Below are 24,912 nucleotides of genomic sequence, written 5' to 3' on the forward strand. Positions count from 1 at the left end.
GCACTACCCTCAGCGCCCGTGAACAGACGGCGACAGAAGAAGCTGACCAGACGCCTCGTGGAAGCGGCGGCGTCCGGCGACACCCGGAGCGTCGACGCGCTCCTCCGCACCGGCGCCGACCCGGCCAAGGCGGACACCGACGGCCGCACCCCGCTCTACGCGGCCTCCGTCCAGGGCGAAGCGGACACCGCCCGCGCCCTCCTCGCCGCCGGCGCCCCGCCCGACGCGCAGAGCGGCGGCCTCGGCTCGGAGGGCACCCCCCTGTGCGCCGCCGCCTGCTGGGGCCACACCGACACCGTCCGCGCCCTCCTCGACCACGGCGCCGATCCCAACCTCCGCGAGGACGACGGCACCGGCCACACCCCCCTGAAGTGGGCGACGACAGGGCCGTACCCCGAGACGATCGCCGTTCTGCGCGCCGCAGGAGCGAGCTGACGAGTCGTCAAGAAGCCGCTGATCGACCGGCGTCGGCGATCAGGAGATCGATCAGCGCGACGAGAACATCACGGCACGACTCCCGCTCCCGCGCGTCGCACAGCAGCAGCGGAACGCCCGCCGGCAACGCCAGCGCCTCCCGGATCGCCTCCGCCGGATAGGGGTGCAGCCCGTGGAAACCGTTCACCGCGACGACGAACGGGATCTTCCGCCGTTCGAAGAAGTCGATCGCCGCGAAACTGGCGTCGGGCCGGCGCACGTCGACCAGCACCACCGCCCCCAGCGCGCCGACGGCCAGGTCGTTCCACATGAACCAGAACCGCTGCTGCCCCGGCGTGCCGAAGAGGTACAGCACCAGGTCCTCGCCGAGGGTGATCCGCCCGAAGTCGAGCGCCACGGTGGTGGACCGTTTCTCCTCGACGCCCTTCAGGTCGTCGACGTCCAGCCCCGCGACGGTCAGCGGCTCCTCCGTGCGCAGCGGCGCGATCTCGCTGACCGCCCCGACCATGGTGGTCTTGCCGACGCCGAAGCCGCCGGCGACGAGGATCTTCACCGCGTCGGGCGCCGTGACCGTCCCGGCGGTGGGGTCAGATGCGGCCAAGACCGTCCCTCACTTTCTCCAGCAGCTCCAGGTCCCGGCCGTCGGCGCCGGTCACGGGGCGGGGCGGCCGGGCCGTGATCAGGCCCGCCTCCAGCAGATCGCAGAGCATGATCACGACCACGCTCACCGGCAGGTCCAGCAGCGCCGCGAGCTCCGCCACGGCGACCGGCCGGGCGCACAGCCGCAGGATCCGGACGTGCTCGGGCTGCGGACGCGCGGCCCGTTCCGGCGGCGGGTCCACCGCGGTCACGGTCGTGATGAGCGTGAAGTCGGCGCGGCTGGGGCGGGTCCGTCCACCGGTGAGGGTGAACGGCCGCACCAGCCGGCCCGCTTCGTCGCCTCCGCTCACCTCACCCGCCGAGGGTGCGCGGGGCGGGACCGAGACCGGTCCGCGGCGCCGCGCTGAGGTGCTCGCCGATCTTCTTCACCAGCATGTTCATCTGGTACGCCACGACGCCGACGTCCGCGTGCGAGCCGGCGAGCACCACGAGGTGGGCCCCGGGCCCGGCCGAGGTGAGGATCAGGTAGCTGTTGGCCATCTCGATGAGTGCCTGGCGCACCGGGCCGCCCCGGAAGTCCATGCTGACGCCCTTGCTGAGGCTCATCAGCCCCGACGCGGTGGCCGCCAGCCGCTCGGCGTCGTCCCGCAGGAAGCCCAGGGACTTGCTGACCACGAGACCGTCCTCGGAGAGCACGACGGCCTGGTTCACGTCGGCGACCCGTTCCACGAGACCGGTGAGCAACTGGTCGAGCTTGGTGTTCGTGGCGGGGGTGGAGTGTGTCATCGCGGTGTCCTTCATGAGCGGTCGGCGGGCGGTGTGGAGTTCGGGGCGTCGTCGCGTGCGCGCAGCGTGCCGCGCTGGAAACCGGCGAGGGAGGAGGCGGCACGCTCCGCGGTGAACTCCTCGAACGCGTCGACCCCACCGGCGTCGCCTCCGTCCCCTCCCGGCTCCTCCCGCAACTCGGCAACGAGACTGCTCTGCGGAACCCTGCGGGGCAACGGCGCGAGATCGCGGAAATCGCCGGAAACCGAGCCACCGCCCGCGACCACGCTCCCGGCCCCCTTCGCGGCCGGGGCGGCCGGGGCCTCCGAAGTGGCCGGAACCGTCGGAGTGGTCGGAGTTGCCGGATCCGCCGGAGCAGCGGGGGCCTCCGGGGTGACTGGGGCGGCCGGGGCCGTCGAAGTAGTCGGAGTTGCCGGATTCGCTGGGGCTGCCGGAGCTGCCGGATCTGCCGGGGCTGCCGGGGCTGCCGGGGCTGCCGGAACCGCCGGGGCCGTCAGAGTGGTCGGAGCTGCCGGATCCGTTGGGGCTGCCGGGGTTGCCGTGGCCGTCGGAGTGGTCGGAACAGCCGGGGCCGCCAAGGCCGCCGGTGCGTCCGGTGCTGCCGAAGCATCCGGTGTCGCCAGCGCACCCGTTGCCGCCGTTGCCTCCGCCGAAGTCGTCGTCCCCGTCGCCCCAGACCCCGCCCCCGCCCCCGTCCCCTCGCGCGTCCGCGCCCCCGCGCCCCCCGGTGTCCGCATGGGCAGCCCCGGCGTCGCCGGCGGTGTCGTCAGCGCCTTGCGTACTGCTTCCAGTACGTCCCGTGGGGGTGGCGCGAGAGGGGTGGGGTCATCGGTATGGGGTGGAGTCGGCTCGGGGACCACGATGTCCTGTGGTAGCAGGACGATCGCGGTGGTTCCGCCGTACGGTGACGGGCGGAGGGTGACTGTGATGCCGTGTCGGGTGGCCAGGCGGGCGATCACGAACATGCCCAGGCGCAGGTCGTCGGCGAGGGCGACCACGTCGAACTGCGGTTCCACGGCCAACTGCGCGTTGAGCGAGGCGTAGTCCTCCTCGGAGAGACCGAGCCCGCGGTCCTCCACTTCGATCGCCAGACCCTTGGCCACCGTCGACGCCCGCACCACGACCGGGCTCGGCGCGGGCGAGTAGGCGGTCGCGTTGTCGATGAGCTCGGCCAGCAGGTGGATCACGTCCGCCACGGCGGGCGGTGCGACGCACACCTCCTCCTCGGTGTGCACCTCCACCCGCCGGTACTCGGCGACCTCACCGACCGCGCTGCGCAGGATGTCGATCAGCGCGACCGGCTCCGACCAGCTGCGTCCGGGCCGGCCGCCGCTGATGATGACGAGGTTCTCCTCGTACCGCCGCAACTGGCTGGCCGTGGAGTCCAGTTCGTACAGTCCCTTGAGGACGTCCGGGTCCTGGTGCGTGCGCTCCAGCGTGTCCAGCTTGCTCAGCTGGAGGTTGACCAGGTTCTGACTCTGCCGCGCGATGCCGAGGATGACCTTCTGGAAACCGCGCCGGGTGTCGGCGAGTTCGACGGCGGTGTGCACGGCGGTGCGCTGCGCCGTGTTGAACGCCTCGGCCACCTGGCCGAGTTCGTCGCCGCCGTAGTCCAGGGGCGGGGTCGCCGAGTCCACGTCGACAGTCTCTCCCCGGTCGAGCCGGGCCACCACATCGGGGAGCCGCTCCCGCGCCAGACTCAGCGTCGCCATGCGCAGTCCGCGCAGCCGCCGGAACAGCGAGCGGGTGATCCGCCAGGACATCCCGACGCACAGCAGCAGCGCCACGAGTCCGCCGGCGCTCAGCGCGGCGGCCTTGATCAGCAGTGCGCGCGCCTCGTCCCCGCTGCTCCGCAGCAGCGCTTCGGTCTGCTGCCGGATCAGCGTCGAGTACTGCTCGGAGACGTCGATGAGAGCGGCGCGCCACTGCTTCTGCACGTCCGGCAGCGGGATGTCGCCGTCCTGGCGCTGGTCGGAGCGGGCCGCGAGGACCTTGTCCTCGACGGACTCCAGGGTCCGCCACTCGGCGCTGCGCAGGATCCTCTCGGTCCGCGTCTTCGTCGAGCCGGTGAGCGAGGGCACGATCTGGTCCTGCACGAGCCAGCGGCGCGCGTTCACCGTCTGTGCGAACGCGGCCCACTGCTTCTCGTCCATCCGCCCCGCCGGACCGGCGAGCGTGAGGTGCAGGTCCTCCTCCGAGACCAGTTCGGCCGCGTGCTCCAGGGCGACGAGCGGGCCGGCCTGCGAGGTGAGGTCGCCGTCGTCGACCTGGGACAGCTCCTGGAAGGCGTGGATCTGGTCGTCGATGATCGAGGTGTACTGGTCCAGCGCCTGCGCGGCGGTGATGTCGGTGGGATTGTCGACCTGGCCCCGGTAGTACTCCAGGCTGCCCACGGAGGCGATGACCGAGTACATCCGGTCGCGGACGCGGGCCGGCGCCCGCTGGATGTCGCCGGCGCGGGCGACCAGCTTGCCGACCGCCTCGTCCGTCCTCCTGCGCTGTGCCGTCAGCGGGGCGCGGGAGCCCTCGGGCGCGGCCAGCCACACGGCCGACAGACTGCGTTCCTGCTGGAGCGCGAGCGTCGCCTCGGTGCCCATGGCGCCGGTGGACCGGCTCAGTTCGGTCTGGTCGCGCAGCCGCAGTCCCTCCGAGAACATCTGGATCGTCGTCACGCTCCACATGGCCGCGAGGGTGACGCCGGGCACCAGCGCCAGGAGGATCAGGGAGAGACGTATGGAGCCGAGACGGCGGCGCCGGGCACCTGTCCGTGGTGACATGGTCGTCCTTGGGCGGGGGAGCGGAGGCAGAAGGGGGAAGCGGGAACGGCTGGGGGACCCGGCGTCAGCGGGTGCCGCGGGCGGCGAAGCGGGCGACGTCGGCGACGTTCGCCTTGGTGACGAAGGCGGGGCCCGTCAGGACGGGGGCCGTTCCGCCGCCGCTGACGTTGCCGTTGGTGCGGTAGAGCCAGAGCGCGTCCACCGCGAGATAGCCCTGGAGATAGGGCTGTTGGTCCACCGCGAAGCGCACGCTGCCGTCGCGGACGGCTTCGACCAGATCCTTGTTCAGGTCGAACGTGGCGACCTCGGCGTCACTGCCGGTGTCCTGCGCCGCCTTCACCGCGGCGAGCGCGAACTGCGCCCCGTTGGCGATGACCTGATCGATGTCCGGCTCCTGCCCGAGGCGCGCCCCGACGGCCGCGGTCACCGCGTCCATGTCGGTGCCGTCGACGTAGAGCATCTCGGTCTCGCCGGAGAACGTCTTCTTCACCCCCGCGCAGCGGGCTTCCAGGGCGACGTTGCCCCGCTCGTGGATGACGCACAGGGCGTGCCGTCCACCGAGGCCGTCGAGCTTGTCGCCGACGGCCCGCCCCGCGACGCTCTCGTCCTGGCCGAAGTACTCCAGCAGCCCCGTCGAACGCCAGGCGTCGATACCCGAGTTGAGGCCGACCACAGGGATGCCGGCCGCCTTGGCCTCGGCCACCGGGCCTTTCATCGCCTGGGGCTTGGCCAGGGTCACCGCGATGCCGTCGACCTTGCCGCGGACCGCGTCCCGGACCAGCTCGGCCTGTCCGGCGGCGTCGGCGTCGCTCGCGTAGGTCAGGTCGACGCCGTCCTTGGCGGCGGCGGCCTCCGCGCCCCTGCGCACCAACTCCCAGAAGTCGTCGCCCTTTCCGCCGTGGGTGACCAGCGCGACCGTCATCCGGCCGCCCGGACCGCCCGCGGCGTCCGCGTCCGCGCCGGACGACGTGTCGCCGGAGCAGCCGGTGACGAGGAGGAGACAGCACACGGCGGCGGCGGTCAGGCTCGTGGATCTGAGGGAACGGGAGGATGCGCGAGCGGGGAGGGGAGTGTTCATGGAGGGCTGCACCTCGCTGAGCGGCAGAGCAGGAGGACGGGCGAGCGCCACCGGCACGAAGGGGCACGCACCGGCGGAAAGCTTTCGCTGGCTCGGAGCCAACCGTGTGTGACCGCCGGTAGTCAAGTGAACGACCACACGGGGTGAGGCGCTGCTGCCGCATTGTGATGTGGAACGGGGTCGAGGTGGTATCGCCGCAGGTGAATTGAATGAACGTCAGTAAATGCGGAAGGTGCGGGTTCTCGGTGCCAGAGGCACTGTCCGTGCCATCGATGTCACCGACGTCAACCGTCGACGCCCCGGCGCCGCAAGCGGTGCCGGGGCTCGTCGCGGCCCTGGGGTCCGGTTCGGGCCGGGACCGTGCCGCGGAAGGGTCAGGCCGGTTCCCCGGTCCGGGGAAACGCCATGGCCTTGTCCGCCTGGGCGTCCTTGCGTCGCTGCCGGCGGCTGCGCCGGGGTTCCTGGTCGGGCAGCCAGCCGAAGGCCATGCAGCTACCGGTGACACCGAGGAGCAGGCCGATGACGAAGCCCCCGATGTTCGAGGTGAGCCACGAGCCCAGGGAGCACAGGACGCCGATGATCGAGTAGAAGAGGCGCTGCGAGGGGTTGACCAGGAGCAGCAGCCCGCACAGCAGCATCAGCGTCGGCAGGAGATAGCCGGCCAGGCCCTGCATGCCGATGCGCAGGATGACCGGCAGCGGAGCCTTCATGGTCAGCAGGATCTCCGCGCCGCCCAGGGCGAGCAGCACTCCGCCCGCGAAGGGCCGGTGCCTCTTCCACGACTGGAAGCGGTTCACTGCGGGCAGCCCTTGCCCCCGAACCTCATGTGCAGGTCGGGAAGCTTGAAGACGGCCGCGGTGGCGCCGTAGTTGTGCTGGTAGAGGTCGGTGATGACGACCTTGTCGGCCTGCTGGCCGTAGACGCCGGGCGGGCCCTGCTTGTTGACCTTGTCGAAGGTGCTGGAGTCCCGGCCGATCTCGATGTTGTTGAACGCGGCGTCACCGGTGATCTCGTCGGAGTCGATGGCCAGGTTCTCGACGTCGACCTTGGTGCCCTTGTTGCCGGCGGTCAGGACGAGCTGGATGCCGCCGAGGTCGACGCTCTGACAGAGGTTGGTCAGCTTTCCCTTCTTGACGACCGAGGTGACGACCAGCACCTGGCCGCCGGTGTCGCCCTCGTTGGGGCTGTTCTCGATCATGTGGTCGAGTGCGCCGAACTGCGCGAACCCTTCGCCTTCGAGCTTGTCGGCGGTGACCACGAAGGGCATACCTGAGATCGCGAACTGCACACCCAGCGCTCCCTGAGCGGTGAGGACCGCGAGGCCGGCCGCGACACAGGTCGCGGGCACCGCCATCACGGCGGCCCGGCGCAGCCGGACCCGGCCGCGTCGTGCGGCGGAACCGCTGTCGGGGTTCTCGGGGGTGTTGTCGGCGGACGACGTGACGTCCGGGGACGAGGCCATGTCTGCTCCCATGGGCATAGTCATGCGGGTTGGGCTTCAACGGCGTCGTTGTCCTGGCGCGGACAGCGGACTGCCGCGCACCGCTCCTCACAACTCCCGGATGTTGTCGCAAGGGCTTACTCGTTACGCGTCAGTAGCCTTACCCGGAAGTTACCGATGGTTACACCCAAGGGTCAAGGGAGATGTGGAAAAACAGTGTCCATTGTGTATCGCTCGTGATCCATTCTGTTTCCGGAGTGCGCGCATATTTCCAATGGATCATCAACTTCCTTACAAGTGCTTGACGTTGACTGACCCTCAGGTCTACAACTCTCGTGGCTCAGACCGGATCCGTGGCGCCGGATCCGCCGCGCGGTGACATCGACCGCGCTCCCGGACACAGGTCCGGCCGCCGTCGACCGGCGGCCGGACCTCCTGCCGGCATCGGTACCTCCGCCCGGGCATCCAGCACGGGCTTTCATGCGCCCCGAGTCCGATTCATCCACCCGCGCCGCACACGGCCGCCGTCCCCTGCCGGTCGTGTCCGACGCCTCTCACCGCTGCCGGTCCGTCACGTACGGAGAAGGCGTGACGGACCGGTTCCGGCCGACGCGGACTCGTGTCCCCCCGTCCCTCGACCCCCGTTCACCCGACCCCCCACGTGATCCACCCGCACGTTCGATCAACTCCCCCGAATGACCCCCCACTTCAGGAATGAGGCACCCGCATGCGCATCCGCTCCCTCCTCGCCGTCGCCGGTTCCGTCGCCGCCCTCTCGCTGACGGCGGTCTCCCCCGCCTCGGCGGCCGACCCCGCGGTCCTGTCCACCGCGGGCGGCGACCTCGCCGTCGGTGACGTCATCACCGCGTCCCTGGCCACCGGCACCAACGCCACGTTCTACTCGACCGCCACCGGCACCAGCGGCGTCTCGTGCACGACGTCCAGCTTCTCGGCCACCGTCACCGACAACCCGACCGCGCCCGGCACCGCCACCGAGTCGCTCACCCAGCAGGCCTTCACCGGCTGCACCTCGAACGTCCTCGGCGTGCTCGGCGTCACCAGCATCACCGTCAACAACCTCCCGTACACCGCGACCGTCTCCTCCGGCGGCGGCGTCACCGTCTCCGCGGCGACCGGCTCCAACATCCGCACGACCGTCGTCCTGCGCACCCTGCTGGGCAGCGTCAACTGTGTGTACGAGGGCCCGAGCCTGGTCGGCACGGCGAGCAACGCCGACAACACCATCGCCTTCGCCAACCAGCCGTTCACCAAGCTGTCCGGCTCGACGCTCTGCTTCTCCAACGCCTTCTTCAGCGCCAAGTACGCCCCGGTGTCCGCCGGCTCGCCGGTCATCGTCAACTAATCGCTGACACAGGCGGGTTCATCGGACCCGCTCGGATCAGCGACTCCGCAGACGCAGTACCAGGGCGGCGCCGCCGGTGAGCACCAGCACGGCGGCGGCGCCGCCCGCCAGCACGGGCGCGGACGGACCCGAGTCATCGGCCCCGGTGGTGGACGCCACCGGGGTGCTCGCGGGCCCGGCCGCGGCCGAGGGCGCCCCGCCGCCGACCACGCCCGCCGAAGCCGAGACCGAAGCCGCGGCGGAGGCCGGGACGGAAGGCGACGCGGACGCCGAACCGCTCGCGGAAGCCGTGGCCGATGCCGACGGACTGCTGGACGGCGTCTTCGGAGCCGTGCCCGCGGACGCTCCCGAGGACGGCTCCTTCGTGCCGGCCCGCTCCGGGAACACCACGTCCGAGCACGAGTAGTAGGTGTCCGGCGTGCTGCTGTTCTGCCAGATCGTGTACAGCAGCTGCCGCCCCGTCCGGTCGGCGGGGAGCTTCGCCGAGAAGCGGTACGCGCCGTCCGTCAATGCCGGGTCCTTGACCTCGGCGAACGGCCGCTGCGGAAGATCCGCCCAGGTCAGCGGCTGCGACGGGTCGTAACCCGGCTTCGTCAGATACAGCTTGAACGTGCCCTTGTGCGGGATCGTCGAGACATACGTCATGCGCAGCGTCCCGCCCGGCGCGACCCGGGTCGACGGCCAGTCGGCGCGCGCCACGTCCAGCCCCTTGTAGGCGGACAGCCCCCCGCTGCACAGCTCCCCGTCGGGAATCGTCTGCCGGTCCCGCCCGTCCACGTTCGCCACCCGCAGGTTGTCGAAGGCCCCGAGCCGCCCGCCGTTGGCCGCCACGGCGGCGCGGCACGCCGCCGACCGGGACGCCGTGCCGACGTCGGGGGAGCAGGCGTACAGCCGGCTCACCGGGTCCGTGGGCGCTCCGTGCGCCTGCGTCGGCCCCGCGGTCCACAGTCCCAGCAGGAGCGGGCTCACGGCGGCGAACGCCAGGGCGGCGGTGCGGTGTGCGGTCGTGCGGCGCATCGGGGACGTCTCCTCGGCCGGCGCGGATACGGTTCTGCCCGTGCAGTACGGAAAACCGGTGCGACGCGTTCACTACGCCCACGCACCGGGCGTCACCTGAGCAAACCGGTTCATTCGCCGGGTCGTTGAGAGCGTCAAGGGTGCGGATCCGGCCGGATCGAGGGTTTCCCCTGTATCCGGACGCCGGTCCCTTTGCCTATCGTTCACCGCACAACCGACCCACAGGTAACCCCACTCGGGAACGGTTTCCGCGCCTGGCCGGCCAACGCGTCGCTCCTCGGTTCACCCCCCTCCGCTTCGACGACGAAGCGAATCGACCGCCGCTCCGTCATGTCCGGAGCAGGCCACGAAAGGCACGCTCTTGCGCACCTCCCCTGCCCTGAGACGGAAGCTGATATCCGTCGCCGCTGTCTCCGCGGCCCTCCTCACCGCCGCCTCCACCGCCTCGGTCGTCGCCGCGGACAGCGACCCGCAGGCCGCCGCCGTCCCCGCCGCCCAGACCGAGGCCGCGCCCGGCGCCCCGGCCGAGCGTCTCATCGTCGGCTACAAGTCCGGCGCCGCGGAGGCGAAGTCGAACCCGGCCGCCGAGGCCGACGCCGCCGCCAAGGCCGAGGAGACCGGCGAGGACGTCGACTTCCAGCGCCGCCTCGGCACCGGCGCCGCCCTGGTCGGCCTGGGCGAGAACGTCTCCAGCGCCGACGTCGCCGACGTCGTGGCCGAGTACCGGGCGGACCCGCAGGTCGCCTATGTCGTCCCGGACCGCCTCAACACGCCGCAGGCCGACCCGAACGACACCGAGTACGCCAAGCAGTGGGACCTGTTCGAGTCCACCGCCGGCATGAACGTTCCGGCCGCCTGGAACACCACCACCGGCGCCGGCGTCACGGTCGCCGTCATCGACACCGGCTACGTCGCCCACTCCGACCTCGCCGCGAACATCGTCGGCGGCTACGATTTCATCGCCGACACCGCCGTCTCGGTGGACGGCGACGGCCGTGACAGCAACCCGGCCGACCCGGGCGACTGGTACAACGCCAACGAGTGCGGCACGGGCATCCCGGCCTCCACCTCCTCCTGGCACGGCACCCACGTGGCCGGCACCATCGCCGCCGCCACCAACAACGGCAAGGGCATTGCCGGCATCGCCTACGGCGCGAAGATCTCCCCGGTCCGCGTCCTCGGCAAGTGCGGCGGCTACGACTCCGACATCATCGACGCCATCACCTGGGCGTCCGGCGGCACCGTCTCCGGCGTCCCCGCCAACTCCAACGTCGCCAAGGTCATCAACATGAGCCTCGGCGGCGACGGCGCCTGCACCTCGGCGACCCAGAGCGCGATCAACGCGGCCGTGACCCGGGGCACCACCGTCGTCGTGGCCTCCGGCAACGACAACGACAACGTCGCGAACCACTCGCCGGGCAACTGCGCCAACGTCATCTCGGTCGCCGCGACCAACCGCGCCGGCGCGAAGGCCTCCTACTCCAACTACGGCGCCCTGGTGGACATCTCGGCGCCCGGCGGCCAGACCAGCACCGGCAACGCCAACGGCATCCTGTCCACGCTGAACGCCGGCACCAAGACGCCGGCCGGCGAGAACTACGCCTACTACCAGGGCACCAGCATGGCCACCCCGCACGTCGCGGGCCTCGCCGCGCTGCTGAAGTCGGCGAAGTCCTCGCTGACCCCGGCCCAGATCGAGGCGGCCATCAAGGCCAACGCCCGTACGCTGCCGGGCGCCTGCTCGGGCGGCTGCGGCGCGGGCCTCGCCGACGCGGCCAAGACCGTGGCGGCCGTGACCGGCACGGGCGGCGGCTCCACCGGCGCCACCTTCTCCAACACCACCGCCGTGGCCGTCCCGGACAACGGCGCGGCGATCGAGTCCTCCATCGCGGTCACCGGCCGCACGGGGAACGCGCCCTCCACCCTCCAGGTCGGCGTGGACATCACCCACACCTACCGCGGCGACCTGGTCATCGACCTCATCGCCCCGGACGGCACCGCGTACCCCCTGAAGACGTCCGGCTCGGACTCCGCGGACAACGTCGTCGCCACCTACACGGTGAACGCCTCCAGCGAGGTCGCCAACGGCACCTGGAAGCTGCGCGTGCAGGACGTGGCCTCGCAGGACACGGGCCGGCTCAACAGCTGGAAGCTGACCTTCTGAGCAGAGTGACCCGTCGATGAACGGGCGGGCCGGCCGGTGTGGATGGACACCGGCCGGCCCGCCGTACGTCTTTCCCGCGGAGGCTGCGGAGGTTGCCGGGCCGGACCCCGCGGGCCTGCCGGGCTAGGAGGCCGCGCGCTCCTCCAGCGCGGCCAGCACCCGCACCCCCCGGTCGGCGCGGGCGTCGAGGCCGGGCAGCAGACCGGGCACGGCGATGCTCGGCAGCACATGGGCCCACATCACCGCCAACCGCTCCGCGAGATCCGCGCGGCCCGTGAGCGCCCTCGACATCAGCTGGATGCCGGTGAAGGAGCCCACGAGCAGCTCGACCGTCTCCGCGGGCCGCACCGTGGGCAGCAACTCGCCGCGCTCACGCGCCTGTTCGAGCAGCTCTGTCAGCCGGCGCGCCCACTGGAGGAACGGCTCGCCGTGGTCCACTCCGGAAGGCGTCTCCTGGTCCACCGCCAGCCGCACGCTGCCTCGCAACAGGGCGTTGCCCAGCAGCCGTTGGCCCACGACGAACGTCATGTCGACGATCTCCTGGAGCTTGCACGGCTGCGGCGGGACCGCCCCGAAGGGCACCTGCTCGTTCAGGACCGCCTGGGCGAGCGACTCCTTCGACGGGAAGTGGAAGTACAGGGCGCCTTTGGTGACTTCGGCGCGCTCCAGGACCATCGAGATGGTGGTGGCGGCATAGCCGTACTCGTCGAAGACCGCGCCGGCCGCTTCCAGGATCGCCCTGCGCGTTCTGATCGCGCGCTCCTGTTTTGCCATAACAGCCCCTTCACGGCGTCGAGTTGACCACGTCCGCGATACTGCGCGAATGCGGCCCGATCATCGGATGCCGTCGACTGATCTCATTGAAACCAAACCGGTCACCTCGTACTCTAACGCTCGACGAAGCGGACGGTTCGCCGCCGGGCGTGGCCTTCCGGCGACCGTAGGGAGAGACATGACTCGACCGCGGCAGCTTGCCGACGCCCCGTCCCTGACGGCAACCGTGCCACGCCAACTGGTCCACCGCGCCGCCGTGGCGGAGACGCTCCTCACCGACTGGCGGCGCACCGGGACCGACCGCTTCTCCGTCTCGGCCCAGTGGCCGCGCGCGCACGGATTACACGTGTCGTCGGACTGGTCGGCATACGATCCGCTGCTCGTCGTCGAGACCGTCCGGCAGAGCGGCACCCTGGTCGCCCACACCGAGTACGACGTGCCCCTGGACCACCAGTTCGTGCTCCAGGAGTTACAGGTCGTCACCGTACCAGGGAAGTTGGGCGTCGGCCCGCTGCCGGCCGAGCCGGAGGTCGAACTCGCCTTCACCGACGTCCGGTACCGCGGCCGCCGCCCCGCCGCCGTCCGCTACACCGCGCGCGTCCTGCGCGACGGCGACCCCGTCGCCACCGCGGACGTCGCCTTCACCTGCGTCAGCGCGCCCGTCTACCGAAGGCTGCGCGGCGGGCGCACCCCGGACACCGTCACCGCGGTCCCCGTCCCGCCCGCGGCGCCCGCCGCCGACGTCGGCCGCAGCCTGCCGACGGACGTCGTCCTGTCCTCGGCCGACGGCCCGGACCGCAGGCAGCTGAGAGTGGATACCGGACACCCCGTTTTCTTCGACCACCCCCTCGATCACGTGCCCGGCATGCTCCTGCTGGAGGCGGCCCGCCAGGCGGCGCGGCTGCGGACCGGCCCCGAGCGCGCCCCGGTGGCGTACGGAGCGCGCTTTCACCGGTACGCCGAACTGGACGAACCCGTCTGGATCGAGACGAGCGGCGGACAGCGCGGCGACGTCCAAGTCCTGGGCGCACAGGGGAAGTCGACGGTCTTCGAATGCCTGGTGGGCACCGCCGCGCGGTGAGTTAGGGTGTAGAGGGGGTAAGAAACAAACGGCATGACCCGTTCTTAAAGCCAGGAGTACCAGGCGATGGTGAGGCAGTTACGCGCCGAACAGACCCGCGCGACGATCATCAGGGCCGCGGCCGAGCTGTTCGACCGGCACGGCTACGAGTCGACGAGCCTCAGTGACATCGTCGAACACGCCCAAGTCACCAAGGGGGCGCTCTACTTCCACTTCGCGGCCAAGGAGGACCTCGCCCACGCGATCCTGGTCCTCCAGTCGGAGGCATCCCGCCGGGTCGCCGGCGAGATCGACGACCGGGGCTGCTCCTCCCTCGAAGCGCTGATGCGCCTCACCTTCGCCATGGCACGGCTGTCCGTGGACGGCCCGATCATCCGCGCCGGCATGCGGCTCGCCACCGGCGGCGTCGCGGTCCGGCCGCCCCTACCGCATCCCTTCGCGGAATGGATGGACCTGGTCACCCGGCGGCTCGTAGGCGCGCTCAGGGAGGCCGACATCCATCCGGACGTCGACGTGGACGCCGTCGCCCACTCCCTCGTCTGCTTCTTCGTCGGCACCCGCGTCGTCGGCCGCTCCCGCGAGCCGGCCGCCCGACTCCCGCGCCGCACGGCCGAGATGTGGTACGTCCTCATCCGCGGCCTGGTCCCGGTCCCGCGCCGCCCCCGCTATCTGACCCTGGCGGCCCGCCTGGAACACGAGGTCATGGCGACGACGTGAGCGCCGCACGGCCGGGAGCGCCCGCACGGCTCGGGCCCGCGGCCGACGGCGTGCGGGACGCGCCCCGGACAGGGGGAGCGGCTACCGTGATCCGTATGCCCGACACCCCCGCCCCGCCCGTGATCCTCGGCGACGAGCCCGGCTCCTTCCCGCACGGCGTCCTGGCCGAGCGGCACCCCGCGATCATCCGGCAGGTGCGGGACGCCTTCCCCTACGATCCCGGCGTCCACCGCGCCCTGGACGCGCTGCTCCTCAGCTGCACGGAGGGCTTCGTCCCGCCGCTGCCCGAGGACGCGCACGACCGGGACCGGTGGCGGAGCTGGGGCCTGGACGCGTATGCGGGCCGCTCCTGGTTCGAGATCCCCTGGCTGTGGTCGGAGAGCTACTTCTACCGTCAACTCCTGCAAGTCGTCGGCTACTTCGGCGGCGGCGACGGCACCTGGCGGGGAATCGACCCGTTCCGTCCCTTCAAGCTCGCCGAACTCGACTCGCCCGAGACCGACCAGGAACTCGCCGCGCTCGACGACCTGGCCGACCGCCCCGCCGAGGAACAGGCGCGCGCCCTGCTGCACGGCTCGCTCTGGGGCAACCGCGCCGACCTCGGCTTCCGCCTCTCCGACGCGGACGCCCAGCACCGGGAGGCGGTCCACGCGCTGGTCTCCGACGACAGCGAGGCCCTCTGGTCGCTGCTGCCCGCCTCCCCGGGCGGCTCCGGCACCCTGTGCCTGGTCGCCGACAACGCGGGCCGCGAACTCGTCCCCGACCTCCTCCTCGCCGCCCACCTGCTCGCCCACGGGCGGATCGGCCGGGTCGTCCTGCACGTCAAGCCGTACCCGTACTACGTCTCCGACGCCACCGCCGCCGACGTCGTCGACGCGCTGCGCAGGCTGACCGCCGCGCCCGGCGAGGCCGCCGCGTACGGCCGCCGGCTGTGGTCGGCGATGGCGGACGGCACGCTCGTCCTGCGCGCCCACCCCTTCGCCGCCGCCCCGCTGCCGTACGCGGAGATGCCCGACGACCTGCGCGCGGAATTCGCCGCCGCCACCCTCACCATCGTCAAGGGCGACCTCAACTACCGCCGTCTCGTGGGCGACCGGCCGTGGCCCCCCACGACCCCCTTCGCGGAGGTCACCGCCCATTTCCCCGGCCCCGTCGTCGCCCTGCGCACCCTCAAGTCGGACGTCGTCACCGGCCTGACGGCCGACACCGAGGCGGCCCTGGTCGCCGCGGAAGGGCAGCGCTGGCGCACCGGAGGCACGCGCGCGTTGATCCAGGCCAGGAAGTGATCGCCCGCAGCCCACACGCCCGCGTGCGGCCGAGTTCCCGAATCGGGGGGATTTCCGCCCGGTTCACGCGATGGTGTGATCATGTGCCGCCCCGCGGATGGCCGTCGGAGCCCGCGGGTAGGGCCCGGCCATGACCCAGCCGTTCGAACTCCCGCACTTCTACATGCCGTATCCCGCGCGGCTCAACCCGCACGTCGACGAGGCCCGCGCCCACTCGACCGCGTGGGCGCGCGAGACGGGCATGCTGGAGGGCTCCGGGATCTGGGAGCAGGCCGACCTGGAGGCGCACGACTACGGCCTGCTCTGCGCCTACACCCACCCCGACTGCGACGGCCCCGCCCTGTCGCTGATCACCGACTGGTACGTGTGGGTGTTCTTCTTCGACGACCACTTCCTCGACATGTTCAAACGCACCCCGGACCGGGCCGCCGGCAAGGCCCACCTGGACCGGCTGCCGCTGTTCATGCCGCTCGACCTCGCCACGCCGGTGCCCGAGCCGCGCAACCCGGTGGAGGCGGGCCTCGCCGACCTGTGGGCGCGCACCGTGCCGGCCATGTCCGTCGACTGGCGCCGCCGCTTCGCCGTCGCCACCGAGCACCTGCTCAACGAGTCGATGTGGGAGCTGTCGAACATCGACGAGGGACGGATCGCCAACCCCGTCGAGTACATCGAGATGCGCCGCAAGGTCGGCGGCGCACCCTGGTCGGCCGGTCTCGTCGAGTACGCGACCGCCGAAGTCCCCGCCTCCGTCGCCGAGGCCAGGCCCCTGCGCGTGCTGATGGAGACCTTCTCCGACGGCGTCCACCTGCGCAACGACCTGTTCTCCTACCAGCGGGAGGTCGAGGACGAGGGCGAGAACAGCAACGGCGTGCTCGTCCTGGAGACGTTCTTCGGCTGCACCACCCAGCAGGCCGCCGACACCGTCAACGACATCCTCACCTCCCGCCTCCACCAGTTCGAGCACACCGCGCTCACCGAAGTGCCCGCGATCGCCCTGGAGAAGGGCCTCGCACCGGACGAGGTCGCCGCGATCGCCGCCTACACCAAGGGACTTCAGGACTGGCAGTCCGGCGGCCACGAATGGCACCTGCGCTCCAGCCGCTACATGAACGAGGGCGCCGCCACCGTCACGCCCTGGCAGCGCCTCACCGGCCCCGGCACCTCCGCCGCCGACATCGGCGCACTGCTCGCCTCGGCCGCCGCCGAACGCCTGCGCGCCCACACGCACGTGCCGCACCAGAAGGTCGGACCGTCCCTGCTGCCCGACTTCCACATGCCGTTCCAGGTGGAGTTGAGCCCGCACCTCGGAGCGGCCCGCGAGCGTCTCGTGGCGTGGGCGCACCGCATGGGCGTACTGTCCGAAGGCGTCTGGGACGAGGGCAAGCTCGCCTCCTGCGACCTCGCGCTCTGCTCGGCGGGACTGGACCCCGACGCCACGCCCGAGGCCCTCGACCTCAGCGCGGCATGGCTCGCGTTCGGCACCTACGGCGACGACTACTACCCGCTGGTCCACGGCCACCGCCGTGACCTGGCCGCCGCCCGGCTCACCACGGCCCGGCTCTCCGCGTGCATGACCGTCGAGGGCGAGGCGACGCCCGTCGTCCCCGTCAACGCGATGGAACGCGCGCTGATCGACCTGTGGGCGCGCACCACGGCGGAGATGACCGCCGAACAGCGGCGCACCCTCAAGGAAGCGGTCGACAAGATGACCGAGAGCTGGGTGTGGGAGCTGTCCAACCAGCTCCAGCACCGCGTCCCCGACCCGGTCGACTACCTGGAGATGCGCCGCGCCACCTTCGGCTCCGACCTCACCCTCAGCCTGTCCCGGATGGGCCACGGCCCCGCCGTCCCGCCGGAGATCTACCGCAGCGGGCCCGTCCGCTCCCTGGAGAACGCGGCGATCGACTACGCCTGTCTCATCAACGACGTGTTCTCGTACCAGAAGGAGATCGAGTACGAGGGGGAGGTCCACAACGCGATCCTCGTCGTGCAGAACTTCTTCGGCTGCGACTACCCGACCGCCCTCGGCATCGTCCACGACCTGATGACCCAGCGCATGGAGCAGTTCCAGCATGTCGTCGCGCACGAACTGCCCGTCCTCTACGACGACTTCGGCCTCTCTGCCGAGGGCCGTGACGCCATGGACGGCTATGTGGCCGACCTGGAGAACTGGCTGGCGGGCATCCTGAACTGGCACCGCGAGGTCGACCGCTACAAGTCCGCCTACCTCGCCCGGCGCGCCCACGGCTTCGTCCCGGACCGCCTGCCGGGCGTCCCCGCGCTGTCCTTCGGCTGACGCCTGAAGGGCCCTCACACGGGCCGCGGTCGGGCACACCGCGCGGCGTGCCCGACCGCGGCCCGCGCCGGCCCCCGTACCAGCGGGTGCGGGCGCGAGCCGTCGCCGTGCAGCTCCGGCTGGAAGAGGGAGGTCAGGAAGAAGGGGTGGCCGGGGAGTTCCGCCATCCGTACTCGGCCCGCCGCGTCCCGCCCGCTGAAGCGCAGCCCGTGGGCGCTCAGGGTGCCGAGGTGGCGGGACGGGCCGTAGTGGCACGAGTAGCGCTCCACCGTGCGCTCCGCGCCGACCAGGGAGTGGGCCAGCGACCCCGTCTGACCTCCCGCGCGGGACTGCGTCTCGCCGACCTGGCCGACGCGCGCTGGCTCGACGCCCCCGACACGGCCCTGCCGCTGACCCGCCTGCGCGCCGCGAACGGCGGTCACGGCTTCCGTCCCGCCCTGCGCTACGAGGGCGCCGACGTCCGCACACTGACCGCGCTGGCCGCCGCGGGGGATGGTGACGGCGTTGTCGACGCGGGCGGAAGCCTCCTGATCCAGCTGATCCCGCGTCAGTCTCACTCGTTCGTGGCTCGTGGTGCGCCGGTGCGGCGGGTAGGGCACCGGGCAGCACCAGCCGGAGGCGAACCATGGAACAGACCGCGTTGCGTCCCAAGCCCCTGCCCGGACAGGAGCCCCACGTGCCTGACGTGCCCGACGAGTCCCCTGAGACGAGCGGGGCCGGCGGCCCCGTCCGGCGTCCGCGTGCCGCGCGTCGTCGTGGCCGACGGCTGACGTCCCTGCTGTTCGGCCTGTTCGCCGGGACCGTGCTGGTCCTGGCCGGCGTCGGTCTCGGCGCCGTCGGGACGAGTGTGATCGCCACGAGGGACCTGGCGCAGCTCAAGAGCCAGGCGACGCGGGACGCGCAGGGCGTCGCCTCCGTCCCGGTCGGCTCGAGGTCGTCGACCGCGGCCGGGGCGGCCGTCCCGCGCAGCCGCCACGCGCGCGCCACCCTGGGGCTGGAGGTCGTGGACGCGGAGAAGTCGGGGGCCCGGATCGTCGCCGTCCATGTCCCCGGCCCCGGGTATTCGGCGGGCCTGGTGCGCGGTGACGTGCTGCTGAGGTTCGGCAGGACCCGGATCGACTCGGCGACGGACCTCGCGCGGGCGGTCGAGCGGGCGCGGCCGGGCCGGGACGTGAAGATGACGGTGCGTCACAAAAGTGGCGGGCGGCAGCAGTTGACGGTCGTTCCGGGCGTGGTCACCTGAGCCGAGGGGGGTTGGGCCTGGGGGTGAGGAGGGCGGGCGGGCCCGGTCAGGCGACCGTGCGGAAGTGGCTCGTGAGCCTGCGGTCGTCGTCCAGGACGTGGAAGGCCAGCCCGGCCGGCGCCTCCCGGTCGGCGACCTGCTCGCCCTCCCAGGGCAGCCGCAGCGTCCAGGTCACCGCGGGGCCGACGACCAGCGGACGCCCCGCGAAGGTGGTCGCGGCCGGTGTGTGGGCGTGGCCCGTGAGGATCCCGGCGATCTCGGGCCTGCGGTCCAGCAGGGCGGCCAGCCGGCCGGGATCGCCCAGCCGGTACGCGTCGGGCAGGGGGTGGTGCAGGGCGACGGGCGGGTGGTGGAACGCGAGCAGCGCCGGCATGTCCCCGCCCAGTTCGTCGAGGCTCTCCTCGATCCAGTCGTACGTCCCGTCGGTGAGCGCGCCGTCGTCCTCGCCCGGGATGCTCGAATCGCACATCAGCACGGCGGCGTCGTCGAAGACGTGCACGCTGTTGACCGGGGAGTCGTCGGCCGGGCGGCCGAGGAGGGCCTTGCGGTAGGGCGCGCGGCTGTCGTGGTTGCCCGGACAGGTGAGCACCGGGAACGGCGCGCCCCCGTCGCTCAGCCCGAGCAGACGCGCCGCCTCCTCGTACTCCGCCTCCGCCCCGTGGTCCGCGATGTCGCCGGTGACCAGCAGGGCGTCCACCGGCCTCGGCAGGCTCCAGAGCCGGTCCCGCACCCGCTCGGCGCGTTCGGTGGCCCGCGCGCTCCCGTCCAGGTGCAGATCACTGATGTGGGCGAGTACGAGCACGGCGGTCGGCCTCCCAGGCGCGGTGCGGTTAATGCTGTGAACGGATCTAACCATTAGTGCTAATGGGTGCGCAATCCTGAACCGTTAGACGGGTGGGGCGGATGTTCCGCGCGGGAACCGTGCCGATCGGCTCGCGCGGCCCCCGCTGTGCGGGCAGGATGCTGCCCGTAGCCCCCACGTCCTTCGCCAGCTCCTCAGGGAGGCCCGGATGACCGGCCGTACGCCCGCGCCCTTCGCCGCCGACGACTACCGGACCCGCATGGAGCGGGCCGCCCGCGCGGCCGGCGACGCCGGGCTGGCCGGACTGCTCGTGGCGCCGGGCCCGGACCTCGTCTGGCTCACCGGCTACACGCCCCCCGCCGCCACCGAGCGGCTCACCCTGCTCGTCCTCGCTCCCGGCCGCGACCCCGTGCTCGTCGTGCCCGCCCTGGAGGCCCCCGACGCCGCAAAGGCGGTCGGCGCGCCGGCGCTCGCCCTGCGGGACTGGGCCGACGGCGAGGACCCCTACGCCGCCACCGCCGCGCTGCTCGGCGCGGGCGGCCGGTTCGGCATCAGCGACAACGCCTGGGCGATGCACCTGCTGGGCCTCCAGAAGGCCCTGCCGGGCAGCTCCTGCGCCGCCCTCACCGAGGCCCTGCCCATGCTGCGCGCCGTCAAGGACGCGGCGGAGCTGGAGCTGATGGCGGCGGCGGGAGCGGCCGCGGACGCGGCGTTCGAGGAGATCCGGAAGGTTCCCTTCGCCGGCCGGCGCGAGTCCGACGTCGGCGCCGATCTCGCCGGGCTGCTGCGGCGGTTCGGCCACTCCCAGGTCGACTTCACCATCGTCGCCTCGGGGCCCAACGGGGCCAACCCGCACCACGAGGTCGGCGACCGCGTCATCGAACGCGGCGACATGGTCGTCCTCGACTTCGGCGGCCTCAAGGACGGCTACGGCTCCGACACCTCCCGCACCGTCCACGTCGGCGAGCCCACCGAGGAGGAGCGCCGGGTGCACGACCTGGTGCGCGAGGCCCAGGAAGCGGGCTTCCGCGCGGTGCGGCCCGGGGTCGCCTGCCAGGAGGTCGACCGGGCCGCCCGCGCGGTCATCGCCGACGCGGGGTACGGCGAGTACTTCATCCACCGCACCGGGCACGGCATCGGCGTCACCACGCACGAGCCGCCGTACATGATCGAGGGCGAGGAGCAGCCCCTCGTGCCCGGCATGTGCTTCTCCGTGGAGCCCGGCGTCTACCTGCCCGGGAAGTTCGGGGTGCGCATCGAGGACATCGTCACGGTGACGGAGGACGGCGGACGCCGTCTCAACGACACCACCCGCGAGCTGGTCATAGTGGACTGAGGCATTCCGTGCGATCCCCGGCACCCACCCCGAACGGCGACGGCGCGACCATGACCCAGGCACCCACCCCCACCGCGGACACCGTCCGCCGACTGGTCCGCGCGCTCCTGAAGGAGGGCGGGCCGGACGCGGGCGGCGGCGGGAACGACAGGAACGGCGGGGTCGGGAACGGCGAGGGCGAGGGCGGGGGCGGTTCCGGCGGGCCCGAGGTGCGGCCCGTCGTCGAGGGCCGGGTCTGGACGTGGTGGGTCGGCTCCCGCCATGTGCTGCGGCTCGCCGCCGACCGCGAGGCCGCCGACCGCCGACGCCGCGAGCTGAGACTGCGCGACCTCGTCCGCCCGCACCTGCCGGTCGCCGTGCCGGCCGCGGTCGCGCACGGCGAGTGGTCCCCGGGCCTGCCCTACACCCTGGACCTCAGGCTGCCCGGCGGGACCGGCGAGGAGCACGACGTGTCGGCCGTCGGCGAGGCCGACCTCGCCGGGCTGCTCGGCGGTCTGCGGGAGGTGCCGGCCCGCCAGGCCGAGGCGCTCGGCGTGCCGCGCACCGCCCCGCGGTCACTGGAGGCGCTGCGCCGCATGGCGGTGGCCGCCGCCCAACGCCTCGCCCGCGCCGACGAGTTCGACCCGGCCCGGCTGCACCAGCTCACGTCGACCGGCGCGGCGCAGCTCGCCGCGCAGCCCGCCACCGCCGTCCTCGTCCACCACGCGCTGGCGGGCGAGCACCTCGTGGTCAGCCCCGACGGCCGGGTGCGCGGCGTCCTCGACTGGACCCGGGCGGTCCTCGGCGACCCCGCCGAGGACATCGCCGGTCTCGCCCTCGCCGTCGGCTCCGGGGCCGCCGTCCGCGCCGCCACCCTCACCGGCTACGGGGCCCGCCCCTGTCTGCGCGGCCTCTGGCTGGCCCGCTGCGACACGGTCGTCCGCCTGGCGGACTGCCTCGACGGCCGGCCCACCGCCCCCCTGCCGCTCCTGCGCACCCGGCTCGGCCGCGCCTGGGAGACGATCCTGCTGGAACGGGTGACGGAACTCAGAGAGGACGGCGACGGGCCGGACGCGGAGCTCTGACGGACACGGCTCCGACAGACACACGGCTCTGACGCACATGGCTCCGACGGACACACGGACACACGGCTCTGACGGGCACGCGGCTCTCAGGCCCGTCCTGCGTCCGCGTCAGCGGGCTCCGGGATCAGTCCTGCTCCAGCACCACGCAAGCCTCCCCGGGCACATGCAGCAGGCCGTCCGGGCCCGGGACCTCGACCGGTTCCCAGGCCGCCAGGACGCGGGCGGGGCGGGAGCCCAGCGGGATGGCCGCCGGGTCCTTGCCGAGGTTGACCGCCACGCGGACGTCCCCCCGGCGGAAGGCCAGCCAGCGGGCCCGCGTGTCGTGGGCGACCTTGAGGTCGGCCAGGTCGGGGTCGGTCAGATCCGCCAGCTCGTGCCGCAGCGCGATCAGGCGCCGGTACCAGTCCAGCACGCGCGCGTGGGGTTCGTGGTCCGGCTCGGACCAGTCAAGGCAGGAGCGCTCGCGCGTCGCCGGGTCCTGCGGGTCGGGCACGTCCTCCTCGGCCCAGCCGTGCGCGGCGAACTCCCGCCGCCTGCCCCGCCGTACGGCGTCCGCCAGCTCGGGGTCGGTGTGGTCGGTGAAGAACTGCCAGGGCGTCCCGGCCGCCCACTCCTCGCCCATGAACAGCATGGGCGTGAACGGGGACGTCAGCGTCAGGGCGGCCGCGCAGGCCAGCAGGCCGGGGGAGAGCGACGCCGACAGACGGTCGCCCTGGGCGCGGTTGCCCACCTGGTCGTGGGTCTGGCCGTAGCCGAGGAGGCGGTGTCCGGGCAGCCGTGCCCGGTCCAGCGGCCGGCCGTGGCGGCGGCCCCGGAAGCTGGAGTACGCGCCGTCGTGGAAGTAGCCGCCGGTGAGGGTCTTGGCGAGCGCCGCGAGCGGGTCGCGCGCGAAGTCGGCGTAGTAGCCCTGGGACTCACCCGTGAGGGCGGTGTGCAGCGCGTGGTGGAAGTCGTCGTTCCACTGCGCGTGCAGGCCGAGGCCGCCCTCGCGGCGGGGGGTGATCAGCCGCGGGTCGTTCAGATCGGACTCGGCGATCAGGAACAGCGGCCGGCCCGTCTCGGCGGCGAGCGCGTCCACGGACTCCGACAGCTCCTCCAGGAACGGGTACGCGCGCGTGTCGGCCAGCGCGTGCACCGCGTCCAGCCGCAGCCCGTCCAGCCGGTAGTCGCGCAGCCAGGCCAGCGCACTGTCCAGCAGATACGCGCGGACCTCGTCCGAGCCGGGCGCGTCCAGGTTCACGGCGGAGCCCCACGGCGTGTGGTGCGTGTCCGTGAAGTACGGGCCGAAGGCGGGCAGGTAGTTCCCGGACGGGCCCAGATGGTTGTGCACGACGTCCAGGACGACGCCGAGCCCGAGCTCGTGCGCCCGGTCGACGAACCGCTTCAGCGCCTCCGGCCCGCCGTACGGCTCGTGCACCGCCCACAGCGAGACGCCCTCGTAGCCCCAGCCGTGCCGGCCCGGGAAGGGGCACAGCGGCATCAACTCGACGTGTGTGACGCCGAGTTCGACAAGATGACCGAGCCGCTCGGCGGCCGAGTCCAGCGTGCCCGCGGGGGTGTACGTGCCCACGTGCAGCTCGTAGAGGACCGCGCCCGCCAGCGGACGCCCGGCCCATTCCGTACGCCATGTGTGGCGGTCCTGGTCCACGATCGCGCTCAGCCCGTCGGGGCCGTCCGGCTGACGGCGGGAGCGCGGGTCGGGCAGCACGGGCCCGTCGTCCACCGCGAACCCGTAGCGCGTGCCGTCGGAGGCCTCGGCCTCGCCGGTCCACCAGCCCGCCCGTTCCGGATCGCGTTCCAACGCGCGCATAACGCCGTCGCACTGGAGCGTCACACGTTCGGCCTGCGGTGCCCACACCTCGAACTGCACGGACGGTTCCCCTTCGTCTGCTCACCGGGATGTAGCCCGTCCCATCGTGCTGCAAACGGGATCGATCCGCTTTCGGAACGCTCCCCTTGCCCGAGGGTGTCGCGGCGGAACCGAGAGCGGGGCCGAGAGCGGGGCCGAAAGAGTACGCGCGCGTGACCGCCGTTTTCCCGTTTTCTGGACACCCGGGGTCCGCTGACCGACAATCACCAGCGTGACGTCGTCATTCGAGTTCAACACGTACCCCGCGCGGCTCTCCGACGCGGAGCGCGACCGGGCGCTGAAGGTGCTGCGTGACGGTGTCGCCATGGGCCGGCTGTCGCACGACACGTTCATCCGCCGCATGGAGCTGGCGCTCGTCGCCCGCCGGTCCGACGAGCTCGTCGCCCTCACCGCCGACCTGCCCAAGGAGAGCCGCCTCTCCCGTGTCGTCTTCGGCACCGTCGAGGCGGTCTCCGGCTTCGGCGTCCGGCTGCGCCGGGCCTGGCAGGCGGAGCGGCTGCCCAAGCTGCTGCTGCCGCACCCCGGCACCGCGCACGCCCTGCGCATCGGCCGGGACCCGGTGAACGGGCTCAGGCTGCACCACGAGAGCGTCTCGCGCGTGCACGCCGAACTCAGCCGCCAGGGCGGCATGTGGGTCCTGCGCGATCTGGGCTCGACCAACGGCACCGCCGTCAACGGACGCCGGGTCATCGGCGCGGCCGTCGTCCGCGAGGGCGACCAGGTGGCCTTCGGCCGCATGGCCTTCCGCCTCTCGGCGAGCTGAACGACGGGCGGCGGCCCAA

The 24,912-nt window shown here is 72.5% G+C and carries 22 protein-coding genes and 1 pseudogene; 11 read left to right on the forward strand and 12 right to left on the reverse strand.

The annotated features are described in order from the left end of the window. Positions 1 to 18: 18 nt before the first annotated feature. Complete coding sequence (locus ACFYX4_RS27080; protein ID WP_389338613.1) at positions 19 to 435, forward strand: ankyrin repeat domain-containing protein; 417 nt, start codon at positions 19 to 21, stop codon at positions 433 to 435. A gap of 7 nt (positions 436 to 442) precedes the next feature. Here the strand turns inward: ACFYX4_RS27080 and ACFYX4_RS27085 are convergent, their stop codons facing one another. The 7 genes from ACFYX4_RS27085 to ACFYX4_RS27115 all read right to left on the reverse strand — a co-directional run bounded on the left by ACFYX4_RS27085 (position 443) and on the right by ACFYX4_RS27115 (position 7,138). Further along, positions 443 to 1,036 (reverse strand): ATP/GTP-binding protein, encoded by a 594-nt coding sequence (locus tag ACFYX4_RS27085; protein WP_389338616.1) that lies wholly within the window; start codon positions 1,034 to 1,036, stop codon positions 443 to 445. After that, on the reverse strand, positions 1,023 to 1,385 hold the full coding sequence (locus tag ACFYX4_RS27090) for a DUF742 domain-containing protein (protein WP_389338619.1): 363 nt from the start codon (positions 1,383 to 1,385) through the stop codon (positions 1,023 to 1,025). The genes ACFYX4_RS27085 and ACFYX4_RS27090 overlap by 14 nt, the downstream gene beginning before the upstream one ends. 1 nt (position 1,386) lies before the next feature. After that, on the reverse strand, positions 1,387 to 1,821 hold the full coding sequence (locus tag ACFYX4_RS27095) for a roadblock/LC7 domain-containing protein (protein WP_389338622.1): 435 nt from the start codon (positions 1,819 to 1,821) through the stop codon (positions 1,387 to 1,389). A gap of 11 nt (positions 1,822 to 1,832) precedes the next feature. Next, complete coding sequence (locus tag ACFYX4_RS27100; RefSeq protein WP_389338625.1) at positions 1,833 to 4,598, reverse strand: nitrate- and nitrite sensing domain-containing protein; 2,766 nt, start codon at positions 4,596 to 4,598, stop codon at positions 1,833 to 1,835. Positions 4,599 to 4,662: 64 nt separating this feature from the next. After that, entirely contained in the window at positions 4,663 to 5,676 is a 1,014-nt protein-coding gene (locus ACFYX4_RS27105; protein ID WP_389338628.1) for a substrate-binding domain-containing protein, read from the reverse strand. 374 nt (positions 5,677 to 6,050) lie between these two features. Next, a complete protein-coding gene (locus tag ACFYX4_RS27110; RefSeq protein WP_389338631.1) occupies positions 6,051 to 6,473 on the reverse strand; it encodes a DUF6114 domain-containing protein in 423 nt (140 codons plus the stop codon). Further along, complete coding sequence (locus ACFYX4_RS27115; RefSeq protein WP_389338634.1) at positions 6,470 to 7,138, reverse strand: DUF6230 family protein; 669 nt, start codon at positions 7,136 to 7,138, stop codon at positions 6,470 to 6,472. Before ACFYX4_RS27115 ends, ACFYX4_RS27110 begins: the two co-directional genes overlap by 4 nt. A 706-nt stretch (positions 7,139 to 7,844) precedes the next feature. Between ACFYX4_RS27115 and ACFYX4_RS27120 the strand changes: the two genes are divergently transcribed. Continuing rightward, the gene (locus tag ACFYX4_RS27120; protein ID WP_389338637.1) at positions 7,845 to 8,480 is read left to right on the forward strand and encodes a Tat pathway signal sequence domain protein; all 636 of its coding nucleotides are present in this window, start codon (positions 7,845 to 7,847) and stop codon (positions 8,478 to 8,480) included. 36 nt (positions 8,481 to 8,516) lie between these two features. Here the strand turns inward: ACFYX4_RS27120 and ACFYX4_RS27125 are convergent, their stop codons facing one another. Next, positions 8,517 to 9,497, reverse strand: a complete 981-nt coding sequence (locus tag ACFYX4_RS27125) for a lytic polysaccharide monooxygenase (protein WP_389338640.1) — start codon at positions 9,495 to 9,497, stop codon at positions 8,517 to 8,519. Positions 9,498 to 9,858: 361 nt separating this feature from the next. On the opposite strand from ACFYX4_RS27125, the gene ACFYX4_RS27130 reads away from it, so the two are divergent. After that, the gene (locus ACFYX4_RS27130) at positions 9,859 to 11,661 is read left to right on the forward strand and encodes a S8 family serine peptidase (RefSeq protein ID WP_389338643.1); all 1,803 of its coding nucleotides are present in this window, start codon (positions 9,859 to 9,861) and stop codon (positions 11,659 to 11,661) included. Positions 11,662 to 11,784: 123 nt separating this feature from the next. Here ACFYX4_RS27130 and ACFYX4_RS27135 read toward each other — a convergent pair whose 3' ends face one another. Continuing rightward, positions 11,785 to 12,435, reverse strand: a complete 651-nt coding sequence (locus tag ACFYX4_RS27135) for a ScbR family autoregulator-binding transcription factor (protein WP_389338646.1) — start codon at positions 12,433 to 12,435, stop codon at positions 11,785 to 11,787. A 178-nt stretch (positions 12,436 to 12,613) separates the two neighbouring features. Here ACFYX4_RS27135 and ACFYX4_RS27140 point away from each other — a divergent pair, with 178 nt between their 5' ends. From ACFYX4_RS27140 to cyc2, 4 genes are all read left to right on the forward strand, one after another. Beyond that, the gene (locus tag ACFYX4_RS27140; RefSeq protein ID WP_389338651.1) at positions 12,614 to 13,516 is read left to right on the forward strand and encodes a ScbA/BarX family gamma-butyrolactone biosynthesis protein; all 903 of its coding nucleotides are present in this window, start codon (positions 12,614 to 12,616) and stop codon (positions 13,514 to 13,516) included. A gap of 66 nt (positions 13,517 to 13,582) precedes the next feature. Further along, on the forward strand, positions 13,583 to 14,233 hold the full coding sequence (locus tag ACFYX4_RS27145; RefSeq protein WP_389338655.1) for a ScbR family autoregulator-binding transcription factor: 651 nt from the start codon (positions 13,583 to 13,585) through the stop codon (positions 14,231 to 14,233). Between the two features lie 95 nt (positions 14,234 to 14,328). Continuing rightward, positions 14,329 to 15,519 carry a damage-control phosphatase ARMT1 family protein gene (locus ACFYX4_RS27150; RefSeq protein ID WP_389338658.1) on the forward strand — a complete coding sequence of 397 codons (1,191 nt, stop codon included), beginning with the start codon at positions 14,329 to 14,331 and terminating at the stop codon, positions 15,517 to 15,519. Positions 15,520 to 15,649: 130 nt separating this feature from the next. Continuing rightward, positions 15,650 to 17,815: a germacradienol/geosmin synthase Cyc2 gene (cyc2, locus tag ACFYX4_RS27155; RefSeq protein ID WP_389338661.1), complete on the forward strand. Its 2,166-nt coding sequence runs from the start codon at positions 15,650 to 15,652 to the stop codon at positions 17,813 to 17,815. A gap of 14 nt (positions 17,816 to 17,829) precedes the next feature. On the opposite strand, the pseudogene ACFYX4_RS27160 reads toward cyc2, so the two are convergent. Continuing rightward, positions 17,830 to 18,126, reverse strand: a pseudogene (locus ACFYX4_RS27160) (hypothetical protein); the annotation flags it as partial. Between the two features lie 314 nt (positions 18,127 to 18,440). Here ACFYX4_RS27160 and ACFYX4_RS27165 point away from each other — a divergent pair. Continuing rightward, positions 18,441 to 19,058, forward strand: a complete 618-nt coding sequence (locus ACFYX4_RS27165) for a PDZ domain-containing protein (protein WP_389338664.1) — start codon at positions 18,441 to 18,443, stop codon at positions 19,056 to 19,058. A 46-nt stretch (positions 19,059 to 19,104) separates the two neighbouring features. Here the strand turns inward: ACFYX4_RS27165 and ACFYX4_RS27170 are convergent, their stop codons facing one another. Further along, positions 19,105 to 19,860 carry a metallophosphoesterase gene (locus tag ACFYX4_RS27170; protein WP_389338667.1) on the reverse strand — a complete coding sequence of 252 codons (756 nt, stop codon included), beginning with the start codon at positions 19,858 to 19,860 and terminating at the stop codon, positions 19,105 to 19,107. 208 nt (positions 19,861 to 20,068) lie between these two features. On the opposite strand from ACFYX4_RS27170, the gene ACFYX4_RS27175 reads away from it, so the two are divergent. Together ACFYX4_RS27175 and ACFYX4_RS27180 are read left to right on the forward strand one after the other, a co-directional pair. Further along, positions 20,069 to 21,196 carry a M24 family metallopeptidase gene (locus ACFYX4_RS27175; RefSeq protein ID WP_389338670.1) on the forward strand — a complete coding sequence of 376 codons (1,128 nt, stop codon included), beginning with the start codon at positions 20,069 to 20,071 and terminating at the stop codon, positions 21,194 to 21,196. Between the two features lie 50 nt (positions 21,197 to 21,246). Beyond that, positions 21,247 to 22,260, forward strand: coding sequence for an aminoglycoside phosphotransferase family protein (locus ACFYX4_RS27180; protein WP_389338673.1), 1,014 nt, complete (start codon positions 21,247 to 21,249; stop codon positions 22,258 to 22,260). A 124-nt stretch (positions 22,261 to 22,384) separates the two neighbouring features. Here ACFYX4_RS27180 and treZ read toward each other — a convergent pair whose 3' ends face one another. After that, positions 22,385 to 24,130 carry a malto-oligosyltrehalose trehalohydrolase gene (treZ, locus tag ACFYX4_RS27185; RefSeq protein ID WP_389338676.1) on the reverse strand — a complete coding sequence of 582 codons (1,746 nt, stop codon included), beginning with the start codon at positions 24,128 to 24,130 and terminating at the stop codon, positions 22,385 to 22,387. Positions 24,131 to 24,341: 211 nt separating this feature from the next. Between treZ and ACFYX4_RS27190 the strand changes: the two genes are divergently transcribed. Beyond that, the gene (locus ACFYX4_RS27190) at positions 24,342 to 24,893 is read left to right on the forward strand and encodes an FHA domain-containing protein (RefSeq protein ID WP_389338679.1); all 552 of its coding nucleotides are present in this window, start codon (positions 24,342 to 24,344) and stop codon (positions 24,891 to 24,893) included. The last annotated feature ends 19 nt before the right edge of the window (positions 24,894 to 24,912 follow it).

It is taken from the genome of Streptomyces sp. NPDC002328, from assembly GCF_042890065.1.
In the GTDB taxonomy this organism is placed as follows: domain Bacteria; phylum Actinomycetota; class Actinomycetes; order Streptomycetales; family Streptomycetaceae; genus Streptomyces.

Coding starts and splice junctions, on each gene's coding strand:
- ACFYX4_RS27095 (WP_389338622.1), bottom strand. CDS start 1,821: ATGACACACTCCACCCCCGCCACGAACACCAAGCTCGACCAGTTGCTC.
- ACFYX4_RS27100 (WP_389338625.1), bottom strand. CDS start 4,598: ATGTCACCACGGACAGGTGCCCGGCGCCGCCGTCTCGGCTCCATACGT.
- ACFYX4_RS27105 (WP_389338628.1), bottom strand. CDS start 5,676: ATGAACACTCCCCTCCCCGCTCGCGCATCCTCCCGTTCCCTCAGATCC.
- ACFYX4_RS27115 (WP_389338634.1), bottom strand. CDS start 7,138: ATGGCCTCGTCCCCGGACGTCACGTCGTCCGCCGACAACACCCCCGAG.
- ACFYX4_RS27120 (WP_389338637.1), top strand. CDS start 7,845: ATGCGCATCCGCTCCCTCCTCGCCGTCGCCGGTTCCGTCGCCGCCCTC.
- ACFYX4_RS27125 (WP_389338640.1), bottom strand. CDS start 9,497: ATGCGCCGCACGACCGCACACCGCACCGCCGCCCTGGCGTTCGCCGCC.
- ACFYX4_RS27135 (WP_389338646.1), bottom strand. CDS start 12,435: ATGGCAAAACAGGAGCGCGCGATCAGAACGCGCAGGGCGATCCTGGAA.
- ACFYX4_RS27140 (WP_389338651.1), top strand. CDS start 12,614: ATGACTCGACCGCGGCAGCTTGCCGACGCCCCGTCCCTGACGGCAACC.
- ACFYX4_RS27145 (WP_389338655.1), top strand. CDS start 13,583: ATGGTGAGGCAGTTACGCGCCGAACAGACCCGCGCGACGATCATCAGG.
- ACFYX4_RS27150 (WP_389338658.1), top strand. CDS start 14,329: ATGCCCGACACCCCCGCCCCGCCCGTGATCCTCGGCGACGAGCCCGGC.
- cyc2 (WP_389338661.1), top strand. CDS start 15,650: ATGACCCAGCCGTTCGAACTCCCGCACTTCTACATGCCGTATCCCGCG.
- ACFYX4_RS27165 (WP_389338664.1), top strand. CDS start 18,441: ATGGAACAGACCGCGTTGCGTCCCAAGCCCCTGCCCGGACAGGAGCCC.
- ACFYX4_RS27175 (WP_389338670.1), top strand. CDS start 20,069: ATGACCGGCCGTACGCCCGCGCCCTTCGCCGCCGACGACTACCGGACC.
- ACFYX4_RS27180 (WP_389338673.1), top strand. CDS start 21,247: ATGACCCAGGCACCCACCCCCACCGCGGACACCGTCCGCCGACTGGTC.